The organism is Chitinophaga dinghuensis (assembly GCF_003259435.1).
Lineage (GTDB): Bacteria > Bacteroidota > Bacteroidia > Chitinophagales > Chitinophagaceae > Chitinophaga > Chitinophaga dinghuensis.
Genome location: NZ_QLMA01000003.1, coordinates 110830 through 137146 on the forward strand (window position 1 = coordinate 110830; position 26317 = coordinate 137146).

A 26317-nucleotide genomic window follows, 5' to 3' on the forward strand; every position below is an offset into this window, starting at 1 on the left:
ATGAAAAAAGACATCGTATATATATTACTGTTAGCGATGGGGATTACTGCCGGTTGTCAGAAGAGCCTGTTGAATCCGCTGCCAGCTTCAGATATGCCAGACTATATCGTTTTTGATAATGCTGACCGTATTGCCAGTCAGTTGAATGGTATGTATACCGTTATGAAGAACGGGAAATTTTTAGGCGGAAAATACCAGATTGCCAATGAAGTGAGAGGGGAGGATTATAACAATGAATTATCCAATAACGTAACTTTACAAGCTACATGGAAACGCATTGTAGGTAATGAGGTACAGGAAGTAAAAGAAATCTGGAGCCAGGGGTATTTGACGATCAATAACGCTAACTTGTTCATTGATGGAATGAATGCCAAAGGAACCAAAGTAGTGGGAGATTCTCTGTCCAAAATCTATATAGGAGAAGCGAAGTTTATCAGAGCCTTGTCTTACTTCTGTTTGCAGCAACTATATGCGCGTCCTTACTGGGATGGCAATGGCAGCAAACCTGGTATGATTCTCTATACCCAGGGGCATACCGAGAAAGGGAATTATTCCAAGGCAAGAAGTACTTCTACAGAAACATATGCGCAAATAATCCAGGATTTGAATGATGCAGAAGGAGTATTGCCTAAACTAGCGCCAGGATCACAAGCCGCCACAACGCATGCCAACTGGTATTCTGTCATTGCTTTGAAAGTAAGAGTGTACCTGTTTATGGGGCAATATGCCAATGTACTGACAGAGGCCGCGAAAATTGTGAGTGCTGCAGAACCGTTTGTATCTCCTGGCGGTCATGGATTGGTGGCAGATATCAATAAGCTGTATGCATCACCCTATACTACTGTGGAATCTATATTTTCACTACCGTTTACTGGCACTTCCGGCGATTATCCGGGAACGCAAACGCAGCTTGGATTCTATTTCTCGCCAAAGGCTTTACCATTACAGGGTAACGGAGAATACTCTCTCTTATCTACTGGTATTATTGCTGATTCGAGTTGGAAATCGGCCACTGATGCGAGGAGAAAATTGCTGACCAAGGTAGGAGCCAAATACTATATGACCAAGTTTGCAGCGCCACCGCCATTCACTGATTGGGCGCCCATATTACGGTATGCAGAAGTGTTGCTGAACCTGGCAGAGGCAAAAGTAAGAGTATCTAATAGCGTAGATGCAGGGGCGCTGGCGTTACTGAATGCAGTACGTCATCGTAGTGATCCCAGTGTAACCTTTGCTGCGGGGGACTTTGCTTCTCCTCAGGCATTAATAGATCAGATTCTTAAAGAAAAACATATTGAATTACTCGGAGAAGGATTCAGGAGTATGGAAGTAACGAGGACTGGCGCAACATTCGCTGCCAGGGCCACTTATATTGCAGTGCCGCCAACTGCTTCCAACTACATCTGGCCTATATCATCCGATGAGCTGGTGTATAATAAGCTTTGTGCTGATAACCAGTAGCAACTTTGTTTCCTCTTTGTAGCGGCGTGGCATTTTCCAATGCTGGTCTTATCATAAGCAATAATGGAGTCCCTCTCTTCCCAAGGGAGGGACATTCATTTCAGCCATCGCTTAGAGGTATGGTGGCTAACAGCAGGCTTCGTGTCTTCCAAAACAATTCATTATCCTCGTTTTACTCCTTTGGATGTGTGTTTGCAGCTTCCCATCCCAGCATAGCGGATTTGCGGACATCGCCCCAATGATACTGACCTGTTTCGCCAGTGGCTTTGATCACGCGATGACAGGGGATCAGGAACGCCACAGGATTACTGCCTACTGCAGAACCCACTGCCCTGGCTGCTTTAGGATGATGTATGTTTTCTGCCAGCTGAGAATAAGTAGTAATATTTCCCATAGGTACTTTCAGTAATGCTTCCCAAACTTTGATCTGAAAAGGAGTGGCTTTCAGATGTAATTTTATTTCGGATAGTCGTGACCAATCGTGCGTAAAAATGAACAGCGCATTCTGTTGCATCCTGTCTGTCATCTGGCGGAAAGTGGCGGCCGGAAAGAGATGATGTAATTCCAGTAGCGCCGAAGCTTCATCATCCGCAAATGCCATGTAGCAGATACCTTTTGGGGTACTGGCTACTATGATGTTGCCGAAAGGAGATTCAGCGAAGCTATAGTTGATATGTAATGCTTTGCCGCCATTTTTGAATTCGCCTGGCGTCATACTTTCGATATTCACAAAGAGGTCATGCAGGCGGCTGGGACCGGAAAGTCCCGCTTCTATGGCTGCATCCTCAATGGTAGTATGCGGTTGGCGCAGCATGGATTTCGCGTAGTCCAGTGTCAGATATTGGAGAAATTTTTTGGGAGACACGCCTGCCCATTCTGCAAATACCCTTTGAAAGTGGAAGGGGCTTAAGTGTGCTGCCGCCGCTATTTTTTCCAGGTCGGGTTGTTCTTTGAAATGGTCTTTTATGTATTGTATGGCCGTGGCCACTTTTTCGTAATTATCCATTGTTGTTGTTTTATACAAAATTACCGCCAGTAAAGGGGTGGGAAAACCCGGAACTTGCGCATTTCATCCATATAAAATTTACGGATATGAGTTTTTTTTGTAGATTTCCGAAGATAAAGGAAGCAAATCACTTACTAAATCCATGGGAATGAAAATCAAAAAGAGCGTAGCCGTTATTGCTGCCGCACTAATTACCGCAGGTTCGCTGTGCTCTCTCTCGCTGCCACAGGAGCCAGAGAAGCCCCAGAATCTGAAAGTACTCCCAAAAAATATTGGGCACGAAGAGCTGATTGTTGTTATGCGTAACTTCAATACTGCACTGGGAGTAAAATGTAATTTCTGTCATGCTCCTTCCAAGGATGACGCCAAACATCTCGACTTCGCCAGCGACGCCAACCCGCACAAGGACGTAGCCAGAGATATGATGCGCATGGCCAACCGTATTAACAAGAAATTCTTCAAAGGTACAGAACCAATGACTGTTACCTGCTACACCTGTCACCATGGTAACGCGGAACCGGCAAGCAAACCTGCTGATTCAGCAGCAAAACAGGTGTCTGCACCACCTGCACCGCCCGCGAACAACAATTAAAGGTATTCCTGCAGGCCTGGCAATGAAGGCCTGCAGTTTTTAACATTCCAGATATGGGAAAAGATGTATCTTTGCTGCCGTCTTCTGAGAATAAAGCATTATATCCGAAAAACTTGCTCTCCTCATTGGTCATATTTACAGGTAAATCCCCTGTAACTCATTCATAACAGACCAGATAAACTTTCAATTATTTTATAATAAGCGCATCCGGTCACCCCGAAGCATATACGACACCAGCCAAAATAAACCCGCATGGCAGAGGTGTAACGATACCGGGCTTAAAATATTAAACATGCAATTTGAGCAATTAGGGCTTATCGCACCTATTTTAAAAGCAGTGAAAGCCGAAGGCTACACAACCCCTACGCCGATTCAAGAGCAGTCAATTCCCATCGTTTTAAAGGGTAAAGATTTACTCGGTTGTGCCCAGACAGGCACCGGAAAAACCGCCGCTTTTGCTATCCCGATTCTTCAGCAATTATACAAAGAAGAGACCGCTGCACAAGGATACAAACATATCCGTGCGCTCATCCTGACGCCAACCCGCGAGCTGGCTTCTCAAATTGGCGATAGCTTCAAAGCATATGGCCGTCATACAGGACTGAAACATGATGTGATCTTTGGCGGTGTGCCGCAACATAAACAAGTCATCTCCCTGCGCAATGGAACAGATGTTCTCATTGCTACGCCAGGTCGGTTACTGGACCTGATGAACCAGGGATATGTTTATCTCAGTCACCTCGAAGTATTTGTACTGGATGAAGCTGATCGTATGTTGGATATGGGCTTCATCAACGACATTAAAAAAATCATTCAGGAATTGCCTTCCGAGCGTCAGACGCTTTTCTTCTCTGCTACTATGCCTCCGAAGATCGCGCAGCTGGCCAATTCCCTGTTATATAAACCAGAAAAGGTAACTGTTACGCCTGTTTCTTCTACCGCAGAAAGAGTGGAGCAAGGCGTATATTATATCCGTAAGAAAGATAAACAGGCCTTGCTGGAAATGATCCTGAAAAATAAACAGATTGATCGTACCATCGTGTTTACTCAAACCAAACATGGGGCAGACAGAATCGCCAAGAACCTGAAGAAGCGCGGTATCAGTGCTGATGCATTGCATGGTGATAAGTCGCAGTCATCTCGTGAGATTGCGTTGACCAGTTTCAAAAACGGTCGTCTGCGCGTGCTGGTGGCTACAGATATTGCTGCCAGAGGTATTGATGTGGATGCGTTGGAACATGTGATCAACTATGATCTGCCGAATGTGCCTGAAACCTATGTACACCGTATTGGTCGAACCGGTAGGGCAGGAGCTTCTGGTATAGCGCTCTCTTTCTGTGATAATGAAGAAAGAGCTTATCTGAAAAGTATTAGTCGCCTCACCAAACAGGAGATCACTGTTTTAAAACATCCGTTTGAAGAAGCGGCGTTGATAGAAGCCAGGAATGCGAATCCCGACAGTCCCCGTCCGGAGCCGCGTCGTCCTAAGCCAAGAAATATGCATAAAAAGCGCAATCAGAAAGATAAGCGCGATAAGATAGATTTTTAAGTTGACGCTCGCAAAGCGCACAATAAAGTAAAGGGCGCAAAGCAGTAAAGGATGAAGTTTTATGTAGCGGCTATTAAGTGTATAGCTCACACCTTCCCACCTTTGCTTCTTTGCGCTTTTTGCTGCTCAGCGTTGCGAGAATATTTATACCGCTATCTGTGTAGAATTGCGGATAATCATATTTGATTTTATCACTGTATTTTGTTCCCACTGTCTTCCCTTCCTTTTTTCCAGCATATGGAAAAGTACAGTAGCGGCGCTTTTCCCCATATCGAATGCCGGCTGTATAATAGTGGTCAGTGAAGGATTCAGCAGGCTGGCTGTTTCCAGGTTGGAAAAGCTGAGAATCTTCACATCTTTTGGAATGGATAATCCTACTGCAGCACAGGCATGATAACTGGTAATGGCTAGTTTTTCCACGGAGGCGAAGATGCCGTCTGGCTGTTCTTCCCGTAATACCTGACAGATTCGTTCGAAGTTCTGATTGGTGTCTGTACTACATGGAATCATCATAGAATGCGCCATACCTGGTTTATCCTGGAGGGCCTGGTTAAACCCGTGCATACGTTTGCAGTCGATTGACAGATTTGGAGAGATGGAGAGATACGCAATTTTCCTGCATCCCACGTCCATGAGGTGGCGGGTAGCATGGCGGGCGCTTTCGAAATCGTCTGTGGTGACGGTGGGCGCGTTGAGGGTATCAGAGATCCTGTCGAAGAATACAATGGGTAATCCCTGTTCCATGATGGGTTGCAGGTGCATTGTACTGCTGGTGGTTCCAGCCAGCGACATGAGGATACCATCCACTCTTCCTCCCAGCAGATGCTGAATCACTTCAGCCTCTTTCTGCTGGTTCTCATGTGTGAAATAGATCAGTACATGATAGTTCTTTTCCTGTGCAATGGCTTCAATACCATTGATGACATGTGAAAAAAAGTTATTTGATATCTCCGGAATAATTACGGCGATAGTTTTACTGCGCTGTTTACGCAGACTGCTGGCATAATGATTTGGTTGATAGTTTAATTGCTTTGCTAATGCCGTGACTTTTTGTTTTGTTTCCGGGCTGATTTCGTAACTGTCCATCAATGCCCTGGAAACGGTGGAAATAGCCAGGTTCAACTCTCTTGCCAGCATTTTAATGGTGACTGTACTCATATTTCTTGACCAGTTTTTCGCTTCGTGGAGTGATACTAAATTACCAAATTTTGGCATTTTATGCAAACGTTTCCGTAGAATTTTCTAAAACCAACCCTAATCTCTTCTACATTTACGAGAACTGGTACAAGAAAGGAAACAATCCAAATCAAAATCGCACAACTAATTCTATTCAGATATGGCCGCCCGTAAATTCCTACTGATCGTTATGATGCTGTTTGGCGTGCTCTCCACGCAGGCCCAGACACGAAAGCTGACAGGTAAAGTGACAGGATCAGATCATTCTCCCTTACCTGGTGTTACCATTCAGGTAATTGGAAGTAAAATCGCCACCGTAACCTCTGCCGACGGTATTTTCACCTTAAACATCCCTACAGGAACAAAACCTGTACTCCGGGTTTCGTACATCGGTTATGAACCATTGGACTATTCGCCGGAAGGAGATAACGTAACAATTACGCTTAAAGAAGCCGTGAAATCCCTCAGCGATGTGGTAGTGGTAGGTTATGGTACTACTAAACGTAAAGACCTCACCGGTTCCGTTAGTTCCATACCTATTGCCAATACAGAAAAATCGCCTGTATTCGGAACCAGTCAGCTCTTGCAAGGACAGGTATCCGGCGTTCAGGTAACGCAAACCAACGCGCAACCCGGTTCCAGCTTCACAGTGCGTATCCGCGGTACAAACTCCATCACTGCCAGCAGCGATCCCCTCTATGTAATAGATGGTTATGCCGGCGCTGATATCACTACTATCAATCCAAGTGATATCCTATCCATGGACGTACTCAAAGATGCCTCTGCTACCGCTATTTATGGTAGCCGCGGTGCTAACGGCGTTGTAATCATCACTACCAAACAAGGCTCCGCCGGACGTAACACCGTTTCCGTTGAAGCTTACCATGGCTGGCAACAGATCTCCAGGAAACTGAAAATGATGGATGCCAAACAGTTTGGACAATACCTCAATACCGTTCTGGCCTATCAAGGTAAACCAGCTGCCTATACCCAGCAAGGTATAGATACATTGGGGAAAGGAACCGACTGGCAAGATGAAATCTTCCGTGTAGCGCCTATCACCAATGCAAACGTTTCCTTCTCCGGCGGAAATGATGGAACCAAATATTTCCTCGGCGCCAGCTATTTCGACCAGGATGGTATCATTATCAATTCAGGTTATAAAAGAGGAACAGTAAGATTTAATCTCACCCGCGATATCAGCAAGAAATTAAGGATTGGATTCAACTCTTCTACTTCCTATACCCAACAGCGTCTGGCCAACGTCAACACCAGTGGCGGCGCAGGCGGTGGTACCCTCCTCGATGCATTGCGTATCAGTCCTATCGGACCAGTAAAAGATGCGAATGGTAATTACACCTTTATTGGCGCTAACTCAGAATATCTCTCCCAGATCGGTAACCCGGTGGCAGCCGCTATGCTGAACACGGATAAACAACGCGACCTGAGAGTATTTGCCAACATCTACGGAGAATATGAAATTGTTCCTGGCCTGAAACTCAGATCCAGCTTGGGCGCCGACTATAAAGATACCAGAGAGAAAATCTTCCGTCCTACTACTACCTATCTGGGCTCTCAGACAAACGGCTTTGCTTCCATCGAAGCACGCAGCAATTACAACTGGCTGACAGAACACACGCTGACTTACGATAAAGCCATCAATAAAAACAATGCCATTACCGCAGTAGGTGGTTACACTTACCAGACATGGCTGGAGGATGGATCTATCAATACCATCAATAACCTTACTTCCAATAAGTATGGAACAGACAACATGAACGTGGGTACGCCAGTGCCTACACAGGTGCTCCCTGTACCGCGTGTAATGGAGTCTTTCCTCGCAAGGGTGAACTATCGCTTTATGGATAAATACCTCTTCACTTTCAGTTGGAGAGCAGATGGTTCCTCTGTATTCGGACCTAACAAAAAATGGGGCTATTTCCCATCCGGCGCTTTTGCATGGAGAGTATCTGATGAAAAATGGATGAAGAATATTTCCCAGATCAGCGACCTGAAAGCCCGTTTGAGCTATGGCGCTGTAGGTAATCAAAACATTCCTCCATATTTATCCCTTACCCAGTACACCACTAATACCTATGTGCTGAACGGAGGACGCGTAGTGGGAGTAGCTGCAAACAACATCGCGAATGCGGACCTGGGCTGGGAAACTACCAAAGCATTTGATTTTGGGATTGACCTGGGCCTCTGGAAGAACCGTGTCTCCATAACAGCTGATTACTACAATAAACAAACTACTGATCTCCTCTTTGGTACTACTATTCCATCCACCTCCGGATTTACCACTGTAATGGCTAATATCGGAGCAGTGCAGAACACCGGTTTTGAATTTGCTATCAATACTGTCAATGTGCAGACTGCAAAAGTACAATGGAATACCAGTTTCAATATTTCTGCCAACAGAAATAAGATTAAGAGTCTGGGTAGCATCAATTACCAACCTAGTGGAAACGTTAGTTCCAGCGTATTTCCTGGTGGACAAAACTCTGGTATCCTGAAAGTGGGCGAGCCTATCGGTTCATTCTATGGTTATCAGTTTGGCGGCATCTGGCAATCTGTTGAACAGATCAAAGCCAGCGGCACCAAGCAAAACGTAAAACCAGGTGATCCTATCTACATTGATCAGAATGGCGATAGCGCACTGACAGCGGATAAAGACAGAGTAATCATTGGTCATGCGTTACCGAAATTCACTTATGGTTTCATCAGTAACCTGTCTTACGGTCGTTGGGGATTGAATGTATTCCTGCAAGGCGTACAAGGACAAGATATCCTGAATGTGAGTAAAATTGAAATGGAGAACGGTGCTGTGTTCAGCAACAAGTTTGCTTATGTAGCCACAGACAGCTGGCATGGAGCTGGTACCAGCAATACTTTGCCGGCTATCGGTAGCGGTTTGAGAAGAGCGTCCAACATTACCAGCGATATTGTGGAAAACGGAAGTTTCCTTCGCATTAAAACAGTGACGTTGTCGTACAACCTGCCGCTGGACAAGATCACCCGCAATGTGTTCAAAACAGCGAACGTTTATGCGACCGTTCAGAACCTGTATACTTTCACCCATTATTCCGGTTACGATCCAGAGGTAAATACTTACTCTAATTCAAATGGTAACTATACCTCTCTCAATATCGACTATAACCCTTATCCGAATATCAGGACATACCTGGTAGGTGTTAAGTTTGGATTTTAATTTTCGTAATCAGTGAAAAACGATCATGATGAAAAAAAATATCTCTATTATATTTTTAGCTGCCGCAATGGGTTTAGGGGCATGTAAGAAATCACTGGATGAAACGCCAAGAGGGTTCCTTACACCAGACAATGCTTTCCAGGATGCATCCGATGCACAAACAGCTGTAAACGGTATGCTCAGTCAGTTGCAGCCACAGGCCTATTATCAGCGTACTATTTATATTATAACTGAATGTTCCACAGATGGACTGATGCCCATCACCGGACAAACGCCGGAACGTACCGAAATGTATAATCTGACTTATACTGCCGGTAATGCGGAAATCAAAAACTGGTGGCAAAACAGTTATAAGCTGATTAGTCGTGCAAACGATATCATCGCCAACGTTCCTAAAATTTCCATGGACGATACGCAGAAGAAAAATCTGCTCGGTAATGCTTATTTCCTGAGAGGGATGGCTTACTTCGACCTCGTGAGAAGTTTTGGAGATGTGCCGTTATTGTTAACAACCGTAACGGGTATTAATGATCCTAATATCAGACCTACCCGTACTGCCGCTGCTACTGTATATAAGCAAGTGATTGCTGACCTCCAGTATGCGGAATCCAACTGTTTCCCTGAGAACAAAATTACGTTGAAGGGAATGGTGTCTTCCGGCGCTGCATCTGCTATGTTGGCAAGAGTTTATCTCCAGCGTAACAGCACTGCCTGGAAAGAATCAACTGATAATCAGAATGCGCTCGATGAATGTAATAAAGTGATCGGTTCCGGTCTCTATAAATTACTGCCGAACTACCAGGATATATTCGATTGCGACAAGAAAAATGGTCCTGAGCACATTTTCTCCGTGCAGTTTGGTTCCAATGGTACCGGTACTACACAGAATATTATTGTGCGTATGTTCTCTCCGGCAGGATTGGGCGGCTCCGGTTCCTTCCTGGCAAGTCCGCTGTTCTATACACAGGGGTACTATGGCACAGAGGATGTGCGTAGAACCTGGAATCTGTCTAATTCCGATGGGACAGCTACGCCAGTTGCGCCATATGTTGCTAAATACCGTGATCCGCAATGGGTGAAAGGTAGTAACAACGCCCGTAACAACTGGATCGTACTGCGATATGCCGATGTGTTGCTGATGCAGTCCGAAGCGATGAACAACCTGGACCCGAGCAATGTGGCTAAATTCAACGGCTTGAATCAGGTACGTCAGCGTGCTGGTTTAACAGCGGCGTCTTACCAACTGAATCTAAGCAATACGCCTACGCCGGATGCCTTTGTGGATACTCTGGTGAAAGACAGAGCCCGTGAATTGTTTGTAGAAGGTCATCGCCGCTGGGATCTGATCCGTTTGGGCAGATACAAGCAAGTTGAACAACAACTGGGTAATACCTTACAAGATTACCAGCAGTTATTCCCGCTTCCACAGTCAGAACTGGATGCGAACCCTAATCTGAAACAGAATCCGCTTTACCCATAATTTTAAGTTTTAACTTAAATCGAAGGCCGCACACTTGTGCGGCCTTTTTTTTGCTTAATTTGAGCAACAATTCGGAGGGGAATCATGATAAGATTGTGCATTTGCCTTGCTACTCGTAAATGATATGTAGTTTATTATTACTATTTTTTGATATTGACCCTTTTTTTATAAGATGGATACCCGAGCCAACAAATTGAGTGAATTGATACGTACACGCCCTGCGATGTTCATAGGAAATCTGAAATTCACTGGTTTTGCGAACATGCTGGAGTTTTTGCTGGAAGAGATGTTAACGGAGATAAACTTAGAGACGACCATAGAGATTGAATTCCTGAAATCGAACACCATTCGCCTGAATGCTCGTCAGGTGGATACTTCCGGACTCGTGAACTGTATCTTTCACTTGGATCATCCAGATATGCAACAGACACATTCGCTGCCTGTCGCGATTCTTATTTCCTTATCTGTAGCCACTGAGATGGAAGTCCATCATCAGGACGAAGTATATACGCTTGATAGTAAACAGGGGGATTACATTCTGAACGTGACTCCAGGTAAAGGACATGCAGGTACGCTTCTGGTGGAGTTTTCGCCAGATCCGGTTATTTTCCGTGATTTTGAGGCGGATTATGAGCAGACGAATACATTATTACAGAAGATTGCCTGTTTATATCCGGGGGTGAAAATCATATCATCTGACTTCCGGGGAGACCACTGCCGGAATGTATTTCATTATCCCCAGGGGATCACCCGATTGCTGGATCATGCGATTGCCACGCATCCGCATGCCAGTCCGTTTTTCAGATTAGATCTGAAAGCGGTTATCCGCGACTACGCTTACCAGGTAAGCTTCTGTTATCAGCCGCTATGGCTGACTACCTCCTATGTTCGTTCCTTTGCCAATCACTATGAGCTGTTTTTGGGCGGCTCGCTGATAGAAGGCGTGCAGGAAGGTATTATCATGGGCATCCGTGATGCGGCAGCCAAAGCAAAGACCAAGATTAAAATCAGTAAAAGAAAGCTCCTGGAAAGCATGGTGGTAATAGCGGCAGTGCGTGGAAAGGAATTTGAGCTCACAGGTCCGGGTAAATGGAAGCTGGATGCTCCAGCCCTGAAAATGGATATTAAACGCTATGTGTTTGCGGAAGTAGCCCGCTATCTTTCTCTCCATACAGAGGACAGAAACCGGGTGATCCTGAATTTCGCCTATGAATTTGAGTAGCCGTTTCTCCTTGAAAATAAACATTCTCTGAAAAAGAAAATATCGATTATTACTTTTGTGCGTTGATGTTAAAATCCGCATTCAGTGAATAAAAAGTATTACATAATCGATTTCGACAGTACTTTCACACAAGTGGAGGCCCTGGACGAACTCGCCCGTATCTCCTTACAGCATCACCCGGAAAGGGAACAGATATATAAGAAAATTGAAGATCTGACCAACTTGGCTATGGAAGGCAAACTCTCTTTCAGAGAAAGTTTGGCCGGCAGAGTAAAATTGCTGGAAGCGAACCGTGACCACTTGAAGCAGTTGGTAAAGCATTTGAAGAAGCTCGTGTCTCCCTCCTTTGCCCGCAACAAAAAATTTTTCCAGCAACATGCGGAAGAGATATTGATTGTTTCTGGCGGATTTAAGGAGTTTATAACTCCCGTGGTAACGCCGTTTCATATCAGCAAGGAAAATATATACGCCAATACTTTTGTGTTTGATAAAGCAGGGAAAATCGTCGGCTACGATGAGGCGAACCCGTTATCTTACGAAGGCGGGAAAGTGAAGCTGCTGAAGGAATTACAGTTACAAGGTGAAATTCACGGCATCGGCGACGGCTATTCGGATTTCCAGTTGAAGGAATTCGGCATGATCAAAAAGTTCTATGCCTTCACGGAAAATATTTCCAGGAAGTCGGTAGTAGAAAAAGCGGACCACGTTACGCCAAGTCTGGATGAATTTCTTTACCTCAATAATCTTCCGGCTGCTATTTCCTATCCTAAGAACCGTATTCAGTGCGTTGTTACAGAGTCGGTACCAGAAACGATTGTGAAGCAGCTGAAGAAAGAAGGGTATGCATTAAAGCAGGTGAACAAACTGGATACCGGCAATATTGCTAAAGCAAGTATTCTAGTAACAGGAGGGAAGGAGAAGATAACAGAAACGCTATTGGCCGCTGCTAAAAAACTCAAGCTGATCGCTTATCTGGGTAATGCGTCCAAACATGTGCCAGTAGAACTTTGCACTGCGCACGGTGTCATTATATTCGATGATATACAAAAGCCGTCGGCGGTACTTAAACGAATTACAGGATTTATCAATAACGGCGATAGTTTCAAGAGTCTGAACTTCCCTAATATACAACTGCCGGAGGTGAGCGATGTACATCGTTGCATTCATATTCACCGCAATGTTCCGGGCGTACTGGCGAATATCAACCAGGTATTTGCGGATCACAAGATAAACATTGTTTCACAGTACCTGATGACAAATACACAAATCGGATATGTGATGGCAGATATTCATGCAGACTACGACAAGCAGCTGCTGAAGGCGCTGAAAGGCATTGATGAAACCATTAGTTTCAGGGTATTGTACTAAAATAATACACTAAAAAGAAGAAGGTTGTCTCCCAAAAGACAACCTTCTTCTTTTTTATGCATTTATCTGGCAGACATAACTGATACCGGCCACATTTAATTTGTTGACCTTTTTGATACCTGTATGTTCCGGAAAAGTATAGATGGTTTGGTAGTTATGGGAGGAGAGTGTTTGCTCAAATAATTCTCTTCTGAGGCTGGTATGGGGATAACGCACGATCTTCTCAATGAAGGTGTCTGGTAGTTTTCCGCCGCTGCCATGCCAACTGAGAGGAGAAGACTGAATGCTGATGATGTTAAAATCTTCTTCGGAGAGGCTCTGGCGATTAAACACCATGAATGCTGCTTTTATTTTACAGAGATCCGCGATGGTTTGTTGTGGATCAGGGGTGTATTGAACAGCGCCTGAAGTGAACACAATATCTACATGACCTGCAATCTCCATGGCTTTGTCCAGGGAAGAAACAAAGAATAGCTCCTTCGTTTGGTTGGCCTGCATTGCTTCTGCCATGGCGGGTGTTTCGACTACGATCCATTTCATGTTAATAAATGGGGAAACTAATAGTCGGGTAGTATGATAGTAATCGCCATCGCCGCCGCCAAAATCAATGACAGTAACGGGAGTTGCTTGTTGTTGCAGGTATATTTTATTCACTAGTTCCAGTGCCGCAATAACGCCTGGATTGATAGGTTTATGTGTTGATACGGGGCTGTTGGCCTTACTGGCAACGAGATGAACGATTTCTTTATTTTCATAAAGTTTGTCGCTGCAATTGGCAGAGGCTTCCGCGTAGGATGGATATATTTTTTCTTTCAGGAATTTCTTCCTGAATTTATAGGATAATACGGCGAAGTTCATGAAATCGGGTGGTTATGATCTTTTGTATATATAGCTGGTTCCCTGTACGTTATAGCTGTTTACTCTTTTTACGCCGGTCGCTTCGTCGAAGGTGTATAATAACTGATAGTTGGTATTTTTCAGTTGGTCTTCAAACTTGGTGCGTTGAATACTGGTGTAAGGGTACTTGATAATTTTCTCTTTGAAATTATCTGGCAACTTGGTGCTACCATGCCAGCTGAGTAGAGATGTTTGAATGCTGATGATATCAAAATCTTCCAGGGAAAGGCTTTGGCGGTGAAATACCATATAATTGCTATTGGTATTGCAGAGCATTTCGATGGTCTTATATGGTTCTGGCATTACTTGTAATGTACCGGAAGTAAAGAGGATATCCAGGTTGTTCTGGAAGAGTGCCATTGCTTTATCAATGGTATCTGTAAAGAACAGTTCCTGTGTTTGATAAGGTTGCAGCATTTTTGCCATAGCAGGCGTTTCAACTACAACCCACTTCAATAATATTTTCTTATCGATAATTCTCCGGGTATTATAATAGTAGTCGCCATTGCCTCCGCCGAAATCTAGTACTGTAATGGGTTTGGCAGGGTGTTGGATGAGTTGTCGGGAGATGACATCTGCTAGTGCCAGGCAGCCGGGATTCAGTGGTTTGGCAGAGGGTTTTGTAAAGGAATTATCCTTTGCTTTATCTGCCAGTAATTGTACGATGGCGTTATCTTCATACAGCGATCGTTTACATTTTTCTGCCGCTTCTGCGTAGGTGTTGTATGTTTTTTCTTTCAGTATGCGATTATTAAATCTCTTTCGCAAGTGAAAGGAAATAGTGGTAATATTCATAAAAGGGCCAGGCTGTTAGGATTTAGAATAAGCATGATTGTTGGGCTGTCAAATCTATTTTACATTCTCAGGTGAACAATACACAATAAGTTGGACGGAAAGTTATTCCATTTTTTAGTTACGGATAAAAAATAGTTGGAGAAAGTTTTCTTGATTGCAGGCAAGGGTTAAAAATAAAAAAGCTTCTTATCATTGGATAAGAAGCTTACGATGTGGGCAGGATAGGATTCGAACCTATGAAGTCGTAGACAGCGGATTTACAGTCCGCCCCATTTGGCCGCTCTGGAACCTGCCCAAGAAATTAAGAATAAAAAAGGAAAAGACTTGATGTCCTTTCCTTTTTGAAGTTTGCGGACTGGACGGGACTCGAACCCGCGACCTCCGCCGTGACAGGGCGGCATTCTAACCAACTGAACTACCAATCCTCAATACTGATGGCCGTTTCCGGCCTTTTGACTTCCCCGTTTGGGGTTGCAAATATAGCAACATTATTTTCAATTCACCAAAAATATTTTGAGAAAATAAAAATATTCGCATTTTTACGTCATCATCCGAGTTAAAATTTCGATACCTATGATTACTGGAATCGCTGTGATAATACTGATTCTCATCACTGTCATCCTTACCTGGATGGGCTTTCGCAATAATGCATTTTTGAATAAACAAATTTTTGAAATAGAGCAGGTACGGAAGAACAAAAGATATAGCAACATTATTTCTTCCGGATTTGTACATGTTAATTGGTGGCAATTACTGTTAAACATGTATTCTCTGTATTTTTTCGGGACGCATCTATCGGAGCGTATAGGCGAACCGTTGGTGTTACTCGTGTATTTTGTTAGTCTTGCCGGTGGAAACCTGATTACACTTTACCTCCATCGTAAACATGATGATTATAGTAGTCTTGGCGCCAATGGTGCAGTGGCAGGCGTGATGTTTACGGCGCTTGCATTGAGTCCAGAAATGGAGGTGGATATGTTGGGCGTATTGCAAATTCCTGGCTGGATATATGCGGTGGTTTACATATTGTTGTCGTTATATGCCATACGTTCCAAAAAATATAATATTGGTCATGAAACGCATCTTGCAGGCGCGTTGTGTGGACTAGCCCTGGCATTGGCACTCTTTCATAACGACATTAATTACCTGATGTTGGCTGCCATGCTATTGCCATGTATCTGTTTTATCTACATTGTGGTTACAAGGCCTTATCTGCTGTATATCTCCAATAATTTCTTTCAAAAGCATTACAGGTATGTGGATATCGATGATCAATATCGGATGGACCGTGCTACCAGAGCGAAGAAGGTGGATGCTATACTGGAGAAAATACAAGCCAGAGGAATAGAAAGCTTATCGGCCGAAGAGCGGCGTATATTGGAGGATCATTCCTCCAGGCTCTAGCCTCAGGAGAAAAGCTTACTTTGCAAGAACCAGAAAATTAATACTGTTATGAACCAGATGAAGGAAAAGTTTCGAATTTTCGTATGGCCTTACCTGATAGTAGCCCTGGGATATTTGTTGTTGTATACGGCAATGCATTGGCTCCTGTTTATAAAGCTGGACTTATTCGAATTGGACGAGGAGCTGTTGAAATTCTGGTTGCCTATTGCGCTGGCATGGTTGCCGGTGTTATTCTGGTTGCGGCCTTCCTTGCGTAAGCTGGCGTCTAATAATCCGGAGCGATCAGAATTTATTTTGCAGATCGTGCTCTGGCTGGGATTGGCTTTGCCAGTGATCTTTGCCCAACATTACATTATCGGCGCTACCGGACGCTTGTCTGCCTTAAATACGCCTACGGAGATTTCTAATCAGTCTGGCAGCAGATATTATACGCTTCAGCGTTACTACATTGATAAAAATTATGCGGGCGTCGTGAATGATGCCGCAATAACCGGGCGTTATAATGAGCAATATAACATGTCGTTATACGTGGTATTGCCCATGCTGGATAAACCCGGGGATACGGCTGCTAGTGCCTGTAATACCTGGTACGCCTTGTATTTTTCAAAAACGGTGAGTAATGATTTGAGTGCCACCGCCAAAGAAGCGGCTTATCGTCAGTTCCTGGATGAAAGTCAACGTAAATTTGATACGTTGTCGCTGAATAATTTTACTTACCTGGAAAAGGTGCCATATGGAGACAGCCGTTCGGCTTACCTGCAGGCGGTTCAGGATAACAAACATTTTTCTTCTTCCAGGCCGGTGATATTACAACCCAGGTTTATCACATTTGCGGCGCATGTTACTTCCCCTTTGTGGACCATCCTCGTCTTTATTGCCTGCTTCCTTATTTGGGTGGCGATTGTAGTATATGCACGATTAAAAAGTCCGGCAGCAACTTCTTTTCATTTTCCTGCTGGCGGGCCACATTATTCAGATACAGCCGAAGATCCTCAGCATCCGGTACCGCCTCCGGTACAAAGAAATTCCCTGTTAAAGCCGCATACAGGCTATAAGGTGACACCAGTACTGATGTATATCAATGTGGGTATTTACCTACTCATGGTCATGAAAGGAATGGGCGTAATGCAATTCCGTGCAGCGGATCTGCTGGAATGGGGCGCTAATTACAGGCCCTACACTGTTCATGGCGAGTGGTGGCGGTTACTCACCAGTACTTTCCTCCATGGAGGCTTGATACATCTGGCTTCCAATATGTTTGGACTGGTGATTGCAGGGGCCTTCCTGGAACCGATGATTGGTAGTCGGCGATTGCTGATCTCCTACCTGGTAGCGGGTATTGTGGCCAGTGGGGCAAGTACGCTATGGCATCCCGATACGGTGAGTGTTGGAGCTTCCGGTGCCATCTTTGGCCTGTTTGGCATCTGTATTCCTTTCTTAGCGAAGGCGTATCATAATGAGTATGCGAGGCGACAATTATTCAATATTCTTTTCCTGGTGGGGTATAACCTGGTATGGGGATTAAGCGGCGGGGTGGACAATGCGGCCCATATTGGAGGGCTGGTAGCCGGACTGATAACAGGCCTGGTCATTCACCCTGCTGTCAAGAAAGAATACCTTGCCGCCCATAAAGAAGAAATTCCTGAAGAAGAAACGCTGGATTAATTACAAAAAATCGCCATATTTGAGGTGTGAAAAACCTTATTATCCTATAAAAAGCATACCTCTATGAAAATAAAATCGTCCCTTATTTTGCTGTTGTTGGCAGCTTCAGGGGCTTTTGCCCAGGCGCCGAACTGTGATTGTGCAGCGGAGTTCAGGTTTATGAAGCAGAAGGTGGAAGCCAATTATGCCGGTTTCAATGATAAAATCAGGATAAAGACCAGGAAATCCTATGACAGCCTGTCTAATCACCTGTTAAAACTGGCTCCATCCGCGACAAAGCCTACCTATTGCCTGTTTTTATTAAAGCAGTATACCGACTTTTTCAATGATGGCCATTTGCGTATAGAAAGGCTTCCTAATGAGAATGATCGTCCGTTTGAGGCATTGGTGAGAGAAGCCCGTAAAGAGCCGGAATTAGTGCCATTGAGTCAAAAGAAAATGACCTTTCTGAAAATCTCTGAGTCGCCGGAAGGGATCTATTGGAGTCCGGATAATAAAATGCGTATAGCCGTTACCGAGAATGTGAATGCATTCCGGAATTATGTAGGACAGGTATTGGTATCTAATTCCACAAGCTGGCGCAAAGGGGATATCCTGATGGAATTAAAATATGATTCTGCTCATCAGACATTAAGTGGTTTTCAATACACTGAAATCGGATTGATAGAACCGGTACAGTTGAGTTTCACAGGGCATTACCTGGGGAACTGGCGTCGGGAGTATGCTCAACCGGAAGTGGGAAAAGGAGGCACTGAAAAAATGATGCTCCCTGGTACTTCCGGCAAGAAGTTATCTGATAAAACTTATTATCTCCGCATTGCCTCTTTTGAGCCAGGAGAGACCGGTGTTATTGATTCCGTGATGCAGGCTGGTAAAGCGGCCATGGCTGCTTGTCCGTATCTCATCCTGGATGTACGCGGTAATGGTGGTGGGTCCGATCAGACTTATGCGCCTGTAAGTCCATTACTGTATACAGATTCACTGCGTGTAACCGGAGCAGACGTATGGGCCACAACGGATAATATTAAAAGCTGGTCAGACCTTTTGAACACGCGTCTTCCGGAAGAAACAAAAAAACAAATCAAGGCCCTCGTGGACACCATGAATAATAACAAGGGTAAAATGACGACCCTGGTAAAGGATCATTGGAAGAAAGTAACTGTGGCCGGACAGGCGCCAAAGAAAGTGGTAGTACTGATGGACGGTGGTTGTGCCAGCACTACAGAGGAGTTCCTGCTGGAAGCGCTTCAGAGTAAGAAAACCACGTTGATGGGGACTCCTAGCGCGGGTGTTCTGGATTATGCGAACGTTCGTTCCATAAAATTTAAATCCATTCCATTTGTAATGGCTTATCCTACTAGCAGAAGCAAAAGAATAGATAAAGGCCAAGGCATCGATAATAAAGGAATTATGCCTGCGGTGGTTCTCACGGAATCGCAGGACTGGATTACAGCAGCGCAACAAAAGCTGGAAAGCGGCTTATAGCATAAGAGTAAAAATGCATTAAAAAAATGGTTGTCTCTGTTTGAGAGGCAACCATTTTTTTATATAGAATTATTCCGTTTGAATTCCTCTAATGCGAGGCGTCCATAATGATCTGCGATACGGGTGGTTTCTGGTAACCGATATTGTTTGGCAAGATTTAAAACTATATTGGTAGCCGTTTCCAGGGAAATCATATGTCCTACTGAAACAAATACCGGATTGATTCCTTCCTGGGTGCGTAATACATTTCCGATGATGGCCACATCATCTTCCGCCAGTAAAGGGGCTATACTTCCTTTTCGTATATCCAGGTCCGTATAATGGCCGTATAGTTTGGTTTTACCACAGCCAATCGTAGGTTTACCGATGCTGATACCCAGGTGAGAGGCCATTCCAAATCGTCTCGGATGGGCTATTCCCTGGCCGTCACAAATAAGCAGATCTGGCTTTTGTGTAAGTTTCTCCCATGCAGCTAGCAGCGGAGGCATTTCCCGGAAGGAAAACAAGCCAGGGATATATGGGAAGGTAACCTGCATGCAATGGGTGGCTATCTCCACAATATCCAGCGTTTCAGCATCCAATACCACAATACTACCTGCAATCAGATCGGATGCTTTGTCATATTCCACATCTGTTCCTGCAATGTATCGAATGGGATCGGGCAACTGATCGGTGGTGATAATCTGTTCTCTTAATTTTTCTTGTTCAGCAATGGCCGCAGCTTCACTAATCATAGTTCATAGGCATTTACGGCAAGATCGGGATTAATCAGTTGAAAACTGCATTTTTGTAATATGAAACTGTACATTTTCGGCGCATCAGGTTCAGGGGTAACCACTTTAGGCCAGGCGCTTGGCCTATACCTGGATATTCCATATTTCGACAGTGATAATTATTTCTGGGTACCTACAGTGCCTCCTTTCACGATAAAACGGGAGCCTACAGAAAGAAACAGTATGATTAGCCGGGAGCTGAAAATTGCGCCTGATTGGATTTTTGGCGGTTCGGCATTGAATTGGGGCGCAGATGTTTTTCCCCCATTCGATGGCGTAGTTTTCCTTTGGATTCCTGCCGACATCCGTATGCAAAGACTTAAAGAACGGGAAAGGTTCCGGTATGGTAATGCATTAGATGCCGAGATGAAAGAACAGCATGAAGATTTCCTGGAATGGGCGGCGGATTATGATAATAATACAGGCATTGCCAATCGTACATTGCAGGTACATGAAGAATGGCTCAGTAAGATGACGATGCCTGTATTAACATTACGGGGAGATATGAGTCTGGAAGAACGGATGGAGAAAATTATGGAATGGTCCAGGAATAACCACCTGTAACCTTCCCCTGATACGTCTAGGATACCCATTCTTTCATCACTTCTATGAATCGCTCTAATTCAATTTCAGCATTGTAATAATGGGGAGATACGCGCATGGCCCAATCAATTCCTTTTTCCTGATAATCGATAATGGCGGAATTTTTTGAGATAGTGTAGATATTGATTCCTTTATTGCGGAAATATTCTTTTGTACCGGCTTCTTCTTTCCCATCTACGGAGAAAGTGATGATACTGCATGGATGTGCTCCTTTGTCCATCAGATGTACGCCTGGAATAGTGGCCAGTTCTGTTCGAAGGTATTCGCAAAGTAATGCATTGCGGGCTTCAATTTCCCGGATACCCAGTTGTAAAACATATTTCAAAGATTCCAGACAGCCTATCATAAGCGCAGAGGACTTCTCCCATAACTCAAATCGTTTAGCATCCACCCGTGGTTGGTAGTTAAAACGAGAGGTCCAATCAGCGCCGCGAAGATCTGGCATGAGTGGTTCCATTCCTGCCTGGAGGGCTCTGTCGGATACATACAGCAGTCCCGTACCTCTGGGGCCTCGCAGGAATTTGCGGAAAGTGCCGCTGATAAAATCCGCCTGAATGGTGGTGGCATCAACAGGCATTTGTCCGATGGATTGGCAGGCATCCAGCAGGAAAAAAGTGTCGTATTTTCTGGTAATTTCTCCTACAGCGGCGGCGGGTTGCACCAGTCCGCTACTGGTAGGTACATGCGTCAGTGATACCAGTCGCGGATTGAATTTTTTGATACAGCTTTCCAGATCCTCCAGGTCTATTTCTCCACTGGGAGTATTCCTAACCAGTTCCAGTCTGATCCCCAGTCGTTTCTGGAGAGACAGCATGGTAATGAAGTTAGACGGATAATCATTTTCTGAGAGTAATATCACATCATCCCGTTTCAAAGGAACCGATGATAACGCTAAATTATAGCCGTCTGTTGCGCTGGTAGTATAGGCAATATTGGTGCTTCTGGTATTTAATAGTTGGGCAGCGGTATCGTAGAAGGTTGCTAATTCGGCTGCCCATTTATCGGCGGTTTCGTATCCGCCATGATTTGCCTCTTCCTGAAGATATAGCTGGATAACTTCAAGGACAGGTTGTGGCATAAGTGCAGCTCCTGCATTATTAAGGTGAATAACGTTACTGCATCCGGGTGTTTCTTTTCTGAGTTCGTTGAGGTCCATATTACATGATTACTTTAGGAATTATAAATTTACAAACAATCCCGGTTTGTATTAAGTTGGAATATCGAAAATATCATGCCTGTGACAAAGATATTTTACCTGAGCGCAACCTTTTGCAGAAGGAAGAGATCGTGTTGATATTTTCCCTTATTAAATTATCAGTAAAAACATTACCTATGAATAAATGTCTTCTTTTGTTGATGATGGTTATTTCGACCATAGCAGTTCAGGCACAAACCATCAGAGGTGGCGATTACAGTACGAGGTACTCTGTAGAAAGTGATGGTACTATCAGAGCAAGCGGTAGTACAGTCGGCCGTATTACCAGCAGTGGAACGGTGCAGGACGCACATTATAATACAATTGGTTATGTGAAGGATGGGCGTATTCAGGATGCCGGGTATTCCACCATAGGCTATGTGAAGGAAGATGGAACGGTGCAGAACAGCAGTTATTCCACCATTGGGTATATAAAGAAAGATGGAAAAGTACAGAATAGCGGATATAGTACTATTGGTTATGCATCTGGCGTAAAGAAGGAATGGACCGCTTTGATATTTTTCTTTTTCAAATTTTAAGCGCGTGCCCGATATCGGAATAACCAGCGTTTTAGTAGCTCTGCGCAAAGCAGGTATACAAATACGAGAATAATGATGGGCTGCAATATTTGCCATGGCAGTTTACTGAAACCAATCATATTGCCGATGGGTAGGTAGGGCAGCGCCCATCCGATAGCCAAACATAAACAGACCATGAAGATGAGCTGTGGCGCTGGCGAGCTTTGAATAAATGGGATTTGTTCTGTACGGATAATGAATACTACGAGTATCTGTGTAGCCAGCGATTCCATAAACCATCCGGTACGAAACTGTGCCGGATTAACATGGAAATGTCCTTGCAACAGATAAAAGGTAAGCATATCAAATACGGAGCTGAGTAATCCGAATACCACCATGAACCGACGTATTTCCTTCATATCCCAACGTTGAGGAGAAACCACATATTTTTTGTCGACATGGTCTGTTGGAATCGCGATTTGAGAAGTGTCGTACAGGAAGTTATTAATGAGGATCTGTACGGGCAACATGGGTAGGAATGGTAGGAAAATAGTGGCGGCGGCCATTGAGAACATATTCCCAAAATTAGAACTGATACCCATCCGGATATATTTCATGGTATTGGCAAATGTTTTTCTGCCTTCCAGAATACCTTCTTTTAGTACCAGCAGGTCTTTTTTGGTAAGTATGATATCTGCTGCATCTTTGGCTACTTCTACTGCATTATTAATGGAGATGCCGATGTCGGCGGTTTTTAGAGAAGGCGCATCGTTAATACCGTCTCCCATATAGCCTACCGCATGGTGTCTTTTTTTCAGTATACGAATGATTCTGTTTTTCTGTTCCGGCGAAAAGCGCGCGAAAACAGTGGTTTTAGCAATGTGTTGCAGCAAGGCTTCATCATGAAGGTGATCCAGTTCTGTGCCTACCATGATTCCTTTGATGGGTAAACCTATTTCTTTGCAGATATGTTGGGTAACGAGTTGGTTATCTCCCGTAATAATTTTTATTTCTACTCCCATGTCCTGCAATGCCTGAATAACCTGGTTTACATTTGGTTTGGGAGGGTCCCGGAAAATGGCAAATCCAACTAATTGTAATTGTTGTTCATCTTCTTTTTGATAGCTCGCTGCATTATCTACTTCTCTAATGGCGATGGCCAGTGCGCGAAAACCTTCCTCACTGAGTGATTCATACTGTTGTTGTGCCTTTTTCATGGCATCGTTGTCCATAGTACACAGCTTTAGCACTTCTTCCGGCGCTCCTTTGCAAATTAACAAGCGTTTATTCTCATGTTCTACAACTATGCTGAGACGTTTACGAATGAAATCAAAGGGTATTTCGTCTACCTTGCTATATGTTGTAATATCTGGGTGGTCATAAGATAATATCGCATCATCCAGCGGACTATGAATACCGCTTTGGAAATGACTGTTGAGATACGCATACAGCAGTGCTTCTGTGGATGCTTGTTGCTGTAAATCTGTACACTGTACCAATGCTATTTTATCTTCTGTAAGCGTACCTGTTTTATCAGTGCAGAGCACTTCCATACTGCCGAAATTGGGTATGGCGGTAATTTTCTTCACAATCACTCCTTTCTTCGCCATATGTACCGCGCCTTTAGACATAGTAACGCTCATAATCATTGGTAATAGTTCAGGAGTAAGTCCCACTGCGATTGCCACTGCAAACATGAATGACTCCAGCAGATTTTGTTTCGCCAGTGTATTGACGAGGAAGATAAACAGTACGAGGAGAATGGTTACTTTCATAATCAGGTAACCGAATTCCCGAATTCCTCTGCTAAAATCGGTTTCCACCGGGCGTTCAATAAGTTTCTCCGCAATTTTGCCAAACTCTGTTTGTTTTCCGGTAGCGAGAACCACCACAGTAGCCATTCCAGACACTACGCTGGACCCCATAAAGACGATATTATCCAGCGCGGTTAATCCTTCGGAAATATCTGTAACGGGTGTGCTGACCTTTTCAATAGGGAAGGATTCGCCTGTCAGTGAGGATTGGTTCACAAAGAAATCTTTTTCTTCCAGTACCCTGGCATCTGCAGGAATAATTTTACCTGCTTTAAACCGAAGAATATCGCCGGGACAGATAACTTCAGGAAAAAGTTCCTGCCAGTTCCCATCTCTTAAGATCTCTACTTTATTTCTGATGGTATTTTTTAGCGCTGCTGCGGCATTCCTGGCGTCATATTCCTGCCAGTAATCCATTCCCACACTTAATAGTACGATGAGGATAATAATGGAAGCGTTGATCGTTTCTCCGAGAGACATGGATATCAAACCGGCGATCAGTAAAATCATTACCAATGGACTCTTAAAATGGGATAGCAGTAGTAAGAGTTCGCTGGTTTTCTTTTGAGCCTCTATTGTATTAGGGCCATATTGGCTGAGGCGTTGTGATGCTTCTGTGGAGGTTAGGCCAGTGGAACTGTTGGTACCCATGGCTTTCAGCACATCAGGAATAGCTGTGATTGACTGGTCCTGTATGATATTCGTTTTGTTTTGCGGCATAAATCTGGATTCTGAGCATCCTACATTATAACTGCTGCGTCATATGTCTGATTACAAACTAGCGATAGCTTTGGTTTAAAATTAGATATATGTAAAGGGGGGCGCTGCTTTTGATAGTCGTTGATGTATACTTCATTACACAATAATGATAGCAAAAATCAGAAGGCTTAGCTTATTGGAGTTGTGCCAGATGGCAATGAGGGGGAATGTGATAACATGAAAAAAAGGCTGATACGTAATACGGACTAATGTGAGTGATCACAATGATGTATTACGTATCAGCCTTCGTATGATAAAAGCGGATTACAATTTTTTTAATTGGGCAATGCGTACTACTAAATCGGCCAAACGATTAGAGTATCCGAATTCATTGTCGTACCAACCTACTACTTTCACCAGATCCCCTACGATAGAAGTTAATAAGGAGTCGAAGGTGCAGGAATAAGGATTATCTACGATATCGATGGAAACGATGGGATGGTCAGTATATTTCAAGACGCCTTTCATGGTTGTTTCAGCGGCCTCTTTAAACTTCGCATTGATTTCCGCTACGCTAGCTGGTTGTTTTTTCAGGATACAGGTAAAGTCTGTAAGAGAGCCATTCAACACAGGGACACGAATACCAGCTCCGCCCATTCTGCCTTCCAGGTGTGGGAAAATGGAGGTAATTGCTTTTGCAGCGCCTGTAGAGGTAGGTATGATAGAAGCCGAAGCGGCGCGGGCTCTGCGAAGATCTCTGTGAGGAGCATCGTGGAGGTTTTGGTCGCCGGTCATGGAGTGAACGGTGGTGATGTATCCATCTACGATTCCCCAGTTATCATCCAGTACTTTCACCATAGGAGCCACGTTGTTGGTGGTGCAGGAAGCGTTGGAGAGAACCGGAGCGGTGAGGTCGATCAGATGATCGTTTACGCCTAAAACGACGGTAGGAATATCTTTATCTGGGGAAGGAGCCGAAACGATGACTTGTTTGGCGCCTGCCTGCAAATGCATTTCTGCGGCGGTTCTGGTGGTAAATTTCCCGGTAGCTTCAATTACCAGGTCTATATTCAGCGCTGCCCAGGGCAGTTGGAGGGGATCGCGTTCTCCTAAAATCCGGATTGGTTTCCCATCAATCACCAGGGAGTCAATGGTTGTTTCCACTGTTCCTTTGTAGGGGCCATGTACGGAATCGTAGCTGTAAAGGTGTGCTAGTGTAGGGGTGTCTGCCAGATCGTTGATGGCCACCACTTCAATGCCTGTTTTCTCCAGCAGCATACGTAAACATATTCTGCCAATGCGCCCGAATCCATTTATAGCTATTCTCATGATTATGCTGTTATAGCCTGTAAAATTATCTGATAATCATCAAAGTAACAAAAGGATGGAGGGCAGGTGTCTTGG

The 26317-nt window shown here is 44.3% G+C and carries 20 protein-coding genes and 2 tRNA genes; 12 read left to right on the forward strand and 10 right to left on the reverse strand.

Features of this window, described 5'->3' with window-relative positions; all coding sequences use genetic code 11:
* On the forward strand, positions 1-1461 hold the full coding sequence (locus tag CLV59_RS09450) for a RagB/SusD family nutrient uptake outer membrane protein (RefSeq protein ID WP_170137692.1): 1461 nt from the start codon (positions 1-3) through the stop codon (positions 1459-1461).
* Between the two features lie 172 nt (positions 1462-1633).
* Here CLV59_RS09450 and CLV59_RS09455 read toward each other — a convergent pair whose 3' ends face one another.
* A complete protein-coding gene (locus CLV59_RS09455; RefSeq protein WP_111591794.1) occupies positions 1634-2467 on the reverse strand; it encodes a methylated-DNA--[protein]-cysteine S-methyltransferase in 834 nt (277 codons plus the stop codon).
* Between the two features lie 148 nt (positions 2468-2615).
* Here CLV59_RS09455 and CLV59_RS09460 point away from each other — a divergent pair, with 148 nt between their 5' ends.
* Both CLV59_RS09460 and CLV59_RS09465 read left to right on the forward strand, forming a co-directional pair.
* The gene (locus CLV59_RS09460; RefSeq protein ID WP_111592326.1) at positions 2616-3059 is read left to right on the forward strand and encodes a c-type cytochrome; all 444 of its coding nucleotides are present in this window, start codon (positions 2616-2618) and stop codon (positions 3057-3059) included.
* Positions 3060-3351: 292 nt separating this feature from the next.
* Positions 3352-4608 (forward strand): DEAD/DEAH box helicase, encoded by a 1257-nt coding sequence (locus CLV59_RS09465; RefSeq protein WP_111591795.1) that lies wholly within the window; start codon positions 3352-3354, stop codon positions 4606-4608.
* Between the two features lie 144 nt (positions 4609-4752).
* On the opposite strand, the gene CLV59_RS09470 is transcribed toward CLV59_RS09465, so the two are convergent.
* Positions 4753-5766 (reverse strand): LacI family DNA-binding transcriptional regulator, encoded by a 1014-nt coding sequence (locus CLV59_RS09470; RefSeq protein ID WP_111591796.1) that lies wholly within the window; start codon positions 5764-5766, stop codon positions 4753-4755.
* Between the two features lie 178 nt (positions 5767-5944).
* Here CLV59_RS09470 and CLV59_RS09475 point away from each other — a divergent pair, with 178 nt between their 5' ends.
* From CLV59_RS09475 to CLV59_RS09490, 4 genes are all read left to right on the forward strand, one after another.
* Positions 5945-8995, forward strand: coding sequence for a SusC/RagA family TonB-linked outer membrane protein (locus CLV59_RS09475; protein WP_111591797.1), 3051 nt, complete (start codon positions 5945-5947; stop codon positions 8993-8995).
* A 28-nt stretch (positions 8996-9023) separates the two neighbouring features.
* A complete protein-coding gene (locus tag CLV59_RS09480) occupies positions 9024-10475 on the forward strand; it encodes a RagB/SusD family nutrient uptake outer membrane protein (protein WP_170137693.1) in 1452 nt (483 codons plus the stop codon).
* 202 nt (positions 10476-10677) lie between these two features.
* Complete coding sequence (locus tag CLV59_RS09485; protein WP_170137694.1) at positions 10678-11697, forward strand: DNA topoisomerase subunit B; 1020 nt, start codon at positions 10678-10680, stop codon at positions 11695-11697.
* An 84-nt stretch (positions 11698-11781) separates the two neighbouring features.
* Positions 11782-13065: an HAD-IB family phosphatase gene (locus tag CLV59_RS09490; RefSeq protein WP_111591800.1), complete on the forward strand. Its 1284-nt coding sequence runs from the start codon at positions 11782-11784 to the stop codon at positions 13063-13065.
* Between the two features lie 54 nt (positions 13066-13119).
* On the opposite strand, the gene CLV59_RS09495 is transcribed toward CLV59_RS09490, so the two are convergent.
* The 4 genes from CLV59_RS09495 to CLV59_RS09510 form a co-directional block, all read right to left on the reverse strand.
* Positions 13120-13923 carry a methyltransferase, TIGR04325 family gene (locus CLV59_RS09495; RefSeq protein WP_111591801.1) on the reverse strand — a complete coding sequence of 268 codons (804 nt, stop codon included), beginning with the start codon at positions 13921-13923 and terminating at the stop codon, positions 13120-13122.
* Between the two features lie 12 nt (positions 13924-13935).
* Positions 13936-14730 (reverse strand): methyltransferase, TIGR04325 family, encoded by a 795-nt coding sequence (locus CLV59_RS09500; protein WP_170137695.1) that lies wholly within the window; start codon positions 14728-14730, stop codon positions 13936-13938.
* A 240-nt stretch (positions 14731-14970) separates the two neighbouring features.
* A tRNA-Tyr gene (locus tag CLV59_RS09505) sits at positions 14971-15052 on the reverse strand.
* 56 nt (positions 15053-15108) lie between these two features.
* Positions 15109-15182: transfer RNA gene (locus CLV59_RS09510), tRNA-Asp, on the reverse strand.
* A gap of 148 nt (positions 15183-15330) precedes the next feature.
* On the opposite strand from CLV59_RS09510, the gene CLV59_RS09515 reads away from it, so the two are divergent.
* The 3 genes from CLV59_RS09515 (at position 15331) to CLV59_RS09525 (ending at position 19311) form a co-directional block, all read left to right on the forward strand.
* The gene (locus tag CLV59_RS09515; protein WP_111591803.1) at positions 15331-16161 is read left to right on the forward strand and encodes a rhomboid family intramembrane serine protease; all 831 of its coding nucleotides are present in this window, start codon (positions 15331-15333) and stop codon (positions 16159-16161) included.
* A gap of 48 nt (positions 16162-16209) precedes the next feature.
* Positions 16210-17826, forward strand: coding sequence for a rhomboid family intramembrane serine protease (locus CLV59_RS09520; RefSeq protein ID WP_111591804.1), 1617 nt, complete (start codon positions 16210-16212; stop codon positions 17824-17826).
* A gap of 63 nt (positions 17827-17889) precedes the next feature.
* Positions 17890-19311 carry a S41 family peptidase gene (locus CLV59_RS09525; RefSeq protein ID WP_111591805.1) on the forward strand — a complete coding sequence of 474 codons (1422 nt, stop codon included), beginning with the start codon at positions 17890-17892 and terminating at the stop codon, positions 19309-19311.
* A gap of 59 nt (positions 19312-19370) precedes the next feature.
* Here the strand turns inward: CLV59_RS09525 and nfi are convergent, their stop codons facing one another.
* The gene (nfi, locus tag CLV59_RS09530) at positions 19371-20045 is read right to left on the reverse strand and encodes a deoxyribonuclease V (protein ID WP_111591806.1); all 675 of its coding nucleotides are present in this window, start codon (positions 20043-20045) and stop codon (positions 19371-19373) included.
* Positions 20046-20105: 60 nt separating this feature from the next.
* Here nfi and CLV59_RS09535 point away from each other — a divergent pair, with 60 nt between their 5' ends.
* The gene (locus tag CLV59_RS09535) at positions 20106-20648 is read left to right on the forward strand and encodes a P-loop NTPase family protein (RefSeq protein ID WP_111591807.1); all 543 of its coding nucleotides are present in this window, start codon (positions 20106-20108) and stop codon (positions 20646-20648) included.
* A gap of 16 nt (positions 20649-20664) precedes the next feature.
* Here CLV59_RS09535 and CLV59_RS09540 read toward each other — a convergent pair whose 3' ends face one another.
* A complete protein-coding gene (locus CLV59_RS09540) occupies positions 20665-21843 on the reverse strand; it encodes an aminotransferase class V-fold PLP-dependent enzyme (protein ID WP_111591808.1) in 1179 nt (392 codons plus the stop codon).
* A 176-nt stretch (positions 21844-22019) separates the two neighbouring features.
* Between CLV59_RS09540 and CLV59_RS09545 the strand changes: the two genes are divergently transcribed.
* Positions 22020-22421 (forward strand): 5-fold beta-flower protein, encoded by a 402-nt coding sequence (locus CLV59_RS09545; protein ID WP_111591809.1) that lies wholly within the window; start codon positions 22020-22022, stop codon positions 22419-22421.
* Here CLV59_RS09545 and mgtA read toward each other — a convergent pair.
* Positions 22418-24934 (reverse strand): magnesium-translocating P-type ATPase, encoded by a 2517-nt coding sequence (mgtA, locus tag CLV59_RS09550; RefSeq protein ID WP_111591810.1) that lies wholly within the window; start codon positions 24932-24934, stop codon positions 22418-22420. The genes CLV59_RS09545 and mgtA overlap by 4 nt on opposite strands.
* A 303-nt stretch (positions 24935-25237) precedes the next feature.
* Positions 25238-26242, reverse strand: a complete 1005-nt coding sequence (gene gap / locus CLV59_RS09555) for a type I glyceraldehyde-3-phosphate dehydrogenase (RefSeq protein ID WP_245950844.1) — start codon at positions 26240-26242, stop codon at positions 25238-25240.
* Positions 26243-26317: the final 75 nt, after the last annotated feature.

Excerpts from the sequence above, each read along its gene's own strand:
- CLV59_RS09515 (WP_111591803.1), top strand. The coding sequence starts at position 15,331 with ATGATTACTGGAATCGCTGTGATAATACTGATTCTCATCACTGTCATC.
- CLV59_RS09460 (WP_111592326.1), top strand. The coding sequence starts at position 2,616 with ATGAAAATCAAAAAGAGCGTAGCCGTTATTGCTGCCGCACTAATTACC.
- CLV59_RS09455 (WP_111591794.1), bottom strand. The coding sequence starts at position 2,467 with ATGGATAATTACGAAAAAGTGGCCACGGCCATACAATACATAAAAGAC.
- CLV59_RS09495 (WP_111591801.1), bottom strand. The coding sequence starts at position 13,923 with ATGAACTTCGCCGTATTATCCTATAAATTCAGGAAGAAATTCCTGAAA.
- CLV59_RS09465 (WP_111591795.1), top strand. The coding sequence starts at position 3,352 with ATGCAATTTGAGCAATTAGGGCTTATCGCACCTATTTTAAAAGCAGTG.
- CLV59_RS09475 (WP_111591797.1), top strand. The coding sequence starts at position 5,945 with ATGGCCGCCCGTAAATTCCTACTGATCGTTATGATGCTGTTTGGCGTG.
- CLV59_RS09450 (WP_170137692.1), top strand. The coding sequence starts at position 1 with ATGAAAAAAGACATCGTATATATATTACTGTTAGCGATGGGGATTACT.
- CLV59_RS09480 (WP_170137693.1), top strand. The coding sequence starts at position 9,024 with ATGAAAAAAAATATCTCTATTATATTTTTAGCTGCCGCAATGGGTTTA.
- CLV59_RS09535 (WP_111591807.1), top strand. The coding sequence starts at position 20,106 with ATGAAACTGTACATTTTCGGCGCATCAGGTTCAGGGGTAACCACTTTA.
- nfi (WP_111591806.1), bottom strand. The coding sequence starts at position 20,045 with ATGATTAGTGAAGCTGCGGCCATTGCTGAACAAGAAAAATTAAGAGAA.
- mgtA (WP_111591810.1), bottom strand. The coding sequence starts at position 24,934 with ATGCCGCAAAACAAAACGAATATCATACAGGACCAGTCAATCACAGCT.
- gap (WP_245950844.1), bottom strand. The coding sequence starts at position 26,242 with ATGAGAATAGCTATAAATGGATTCGGGCGCATTGGCAGAATATGTTTA.
- CLV59_RS09520 (WP_111591804.1), top strand. The coding sequence starts at position 16,210 with ATGAACCAGATGAAGGAAAAGTTTCGAATTTTCGTATGGCCTTACCTG.
- CLV59_RS09470 (WP_111591796.1), bottom strand. The coding sequence starts at position 5,766 with ATGAGTACAGTCACCATTAAAATGCTGGCAAGAGAGTTGAACCTGGCT.
- CLV59_RS09545 (WP_111591809.1), top strand. The coding sequence starts at position 22,020 with ATGAATAAATGTCTTCTTTTGTTGATGATGGTTATTTCGACCATAGCA.
- CLV59_RS09525 (WP_111591805.1), top strand. The coding sequence starts at position 17,890 with ATGAAAATAAAATCGTCCCTTATTTTGCTGTTGTTGGCAGCTTCAGGG.
- CLV59_RS09540 (WP_111591808.1), bottom strand. The coding sequence starts at position 21,843 with ATGGACCTCAACGAACTCAGAAAAGAAACACCCGGATGCAGTAACGTT.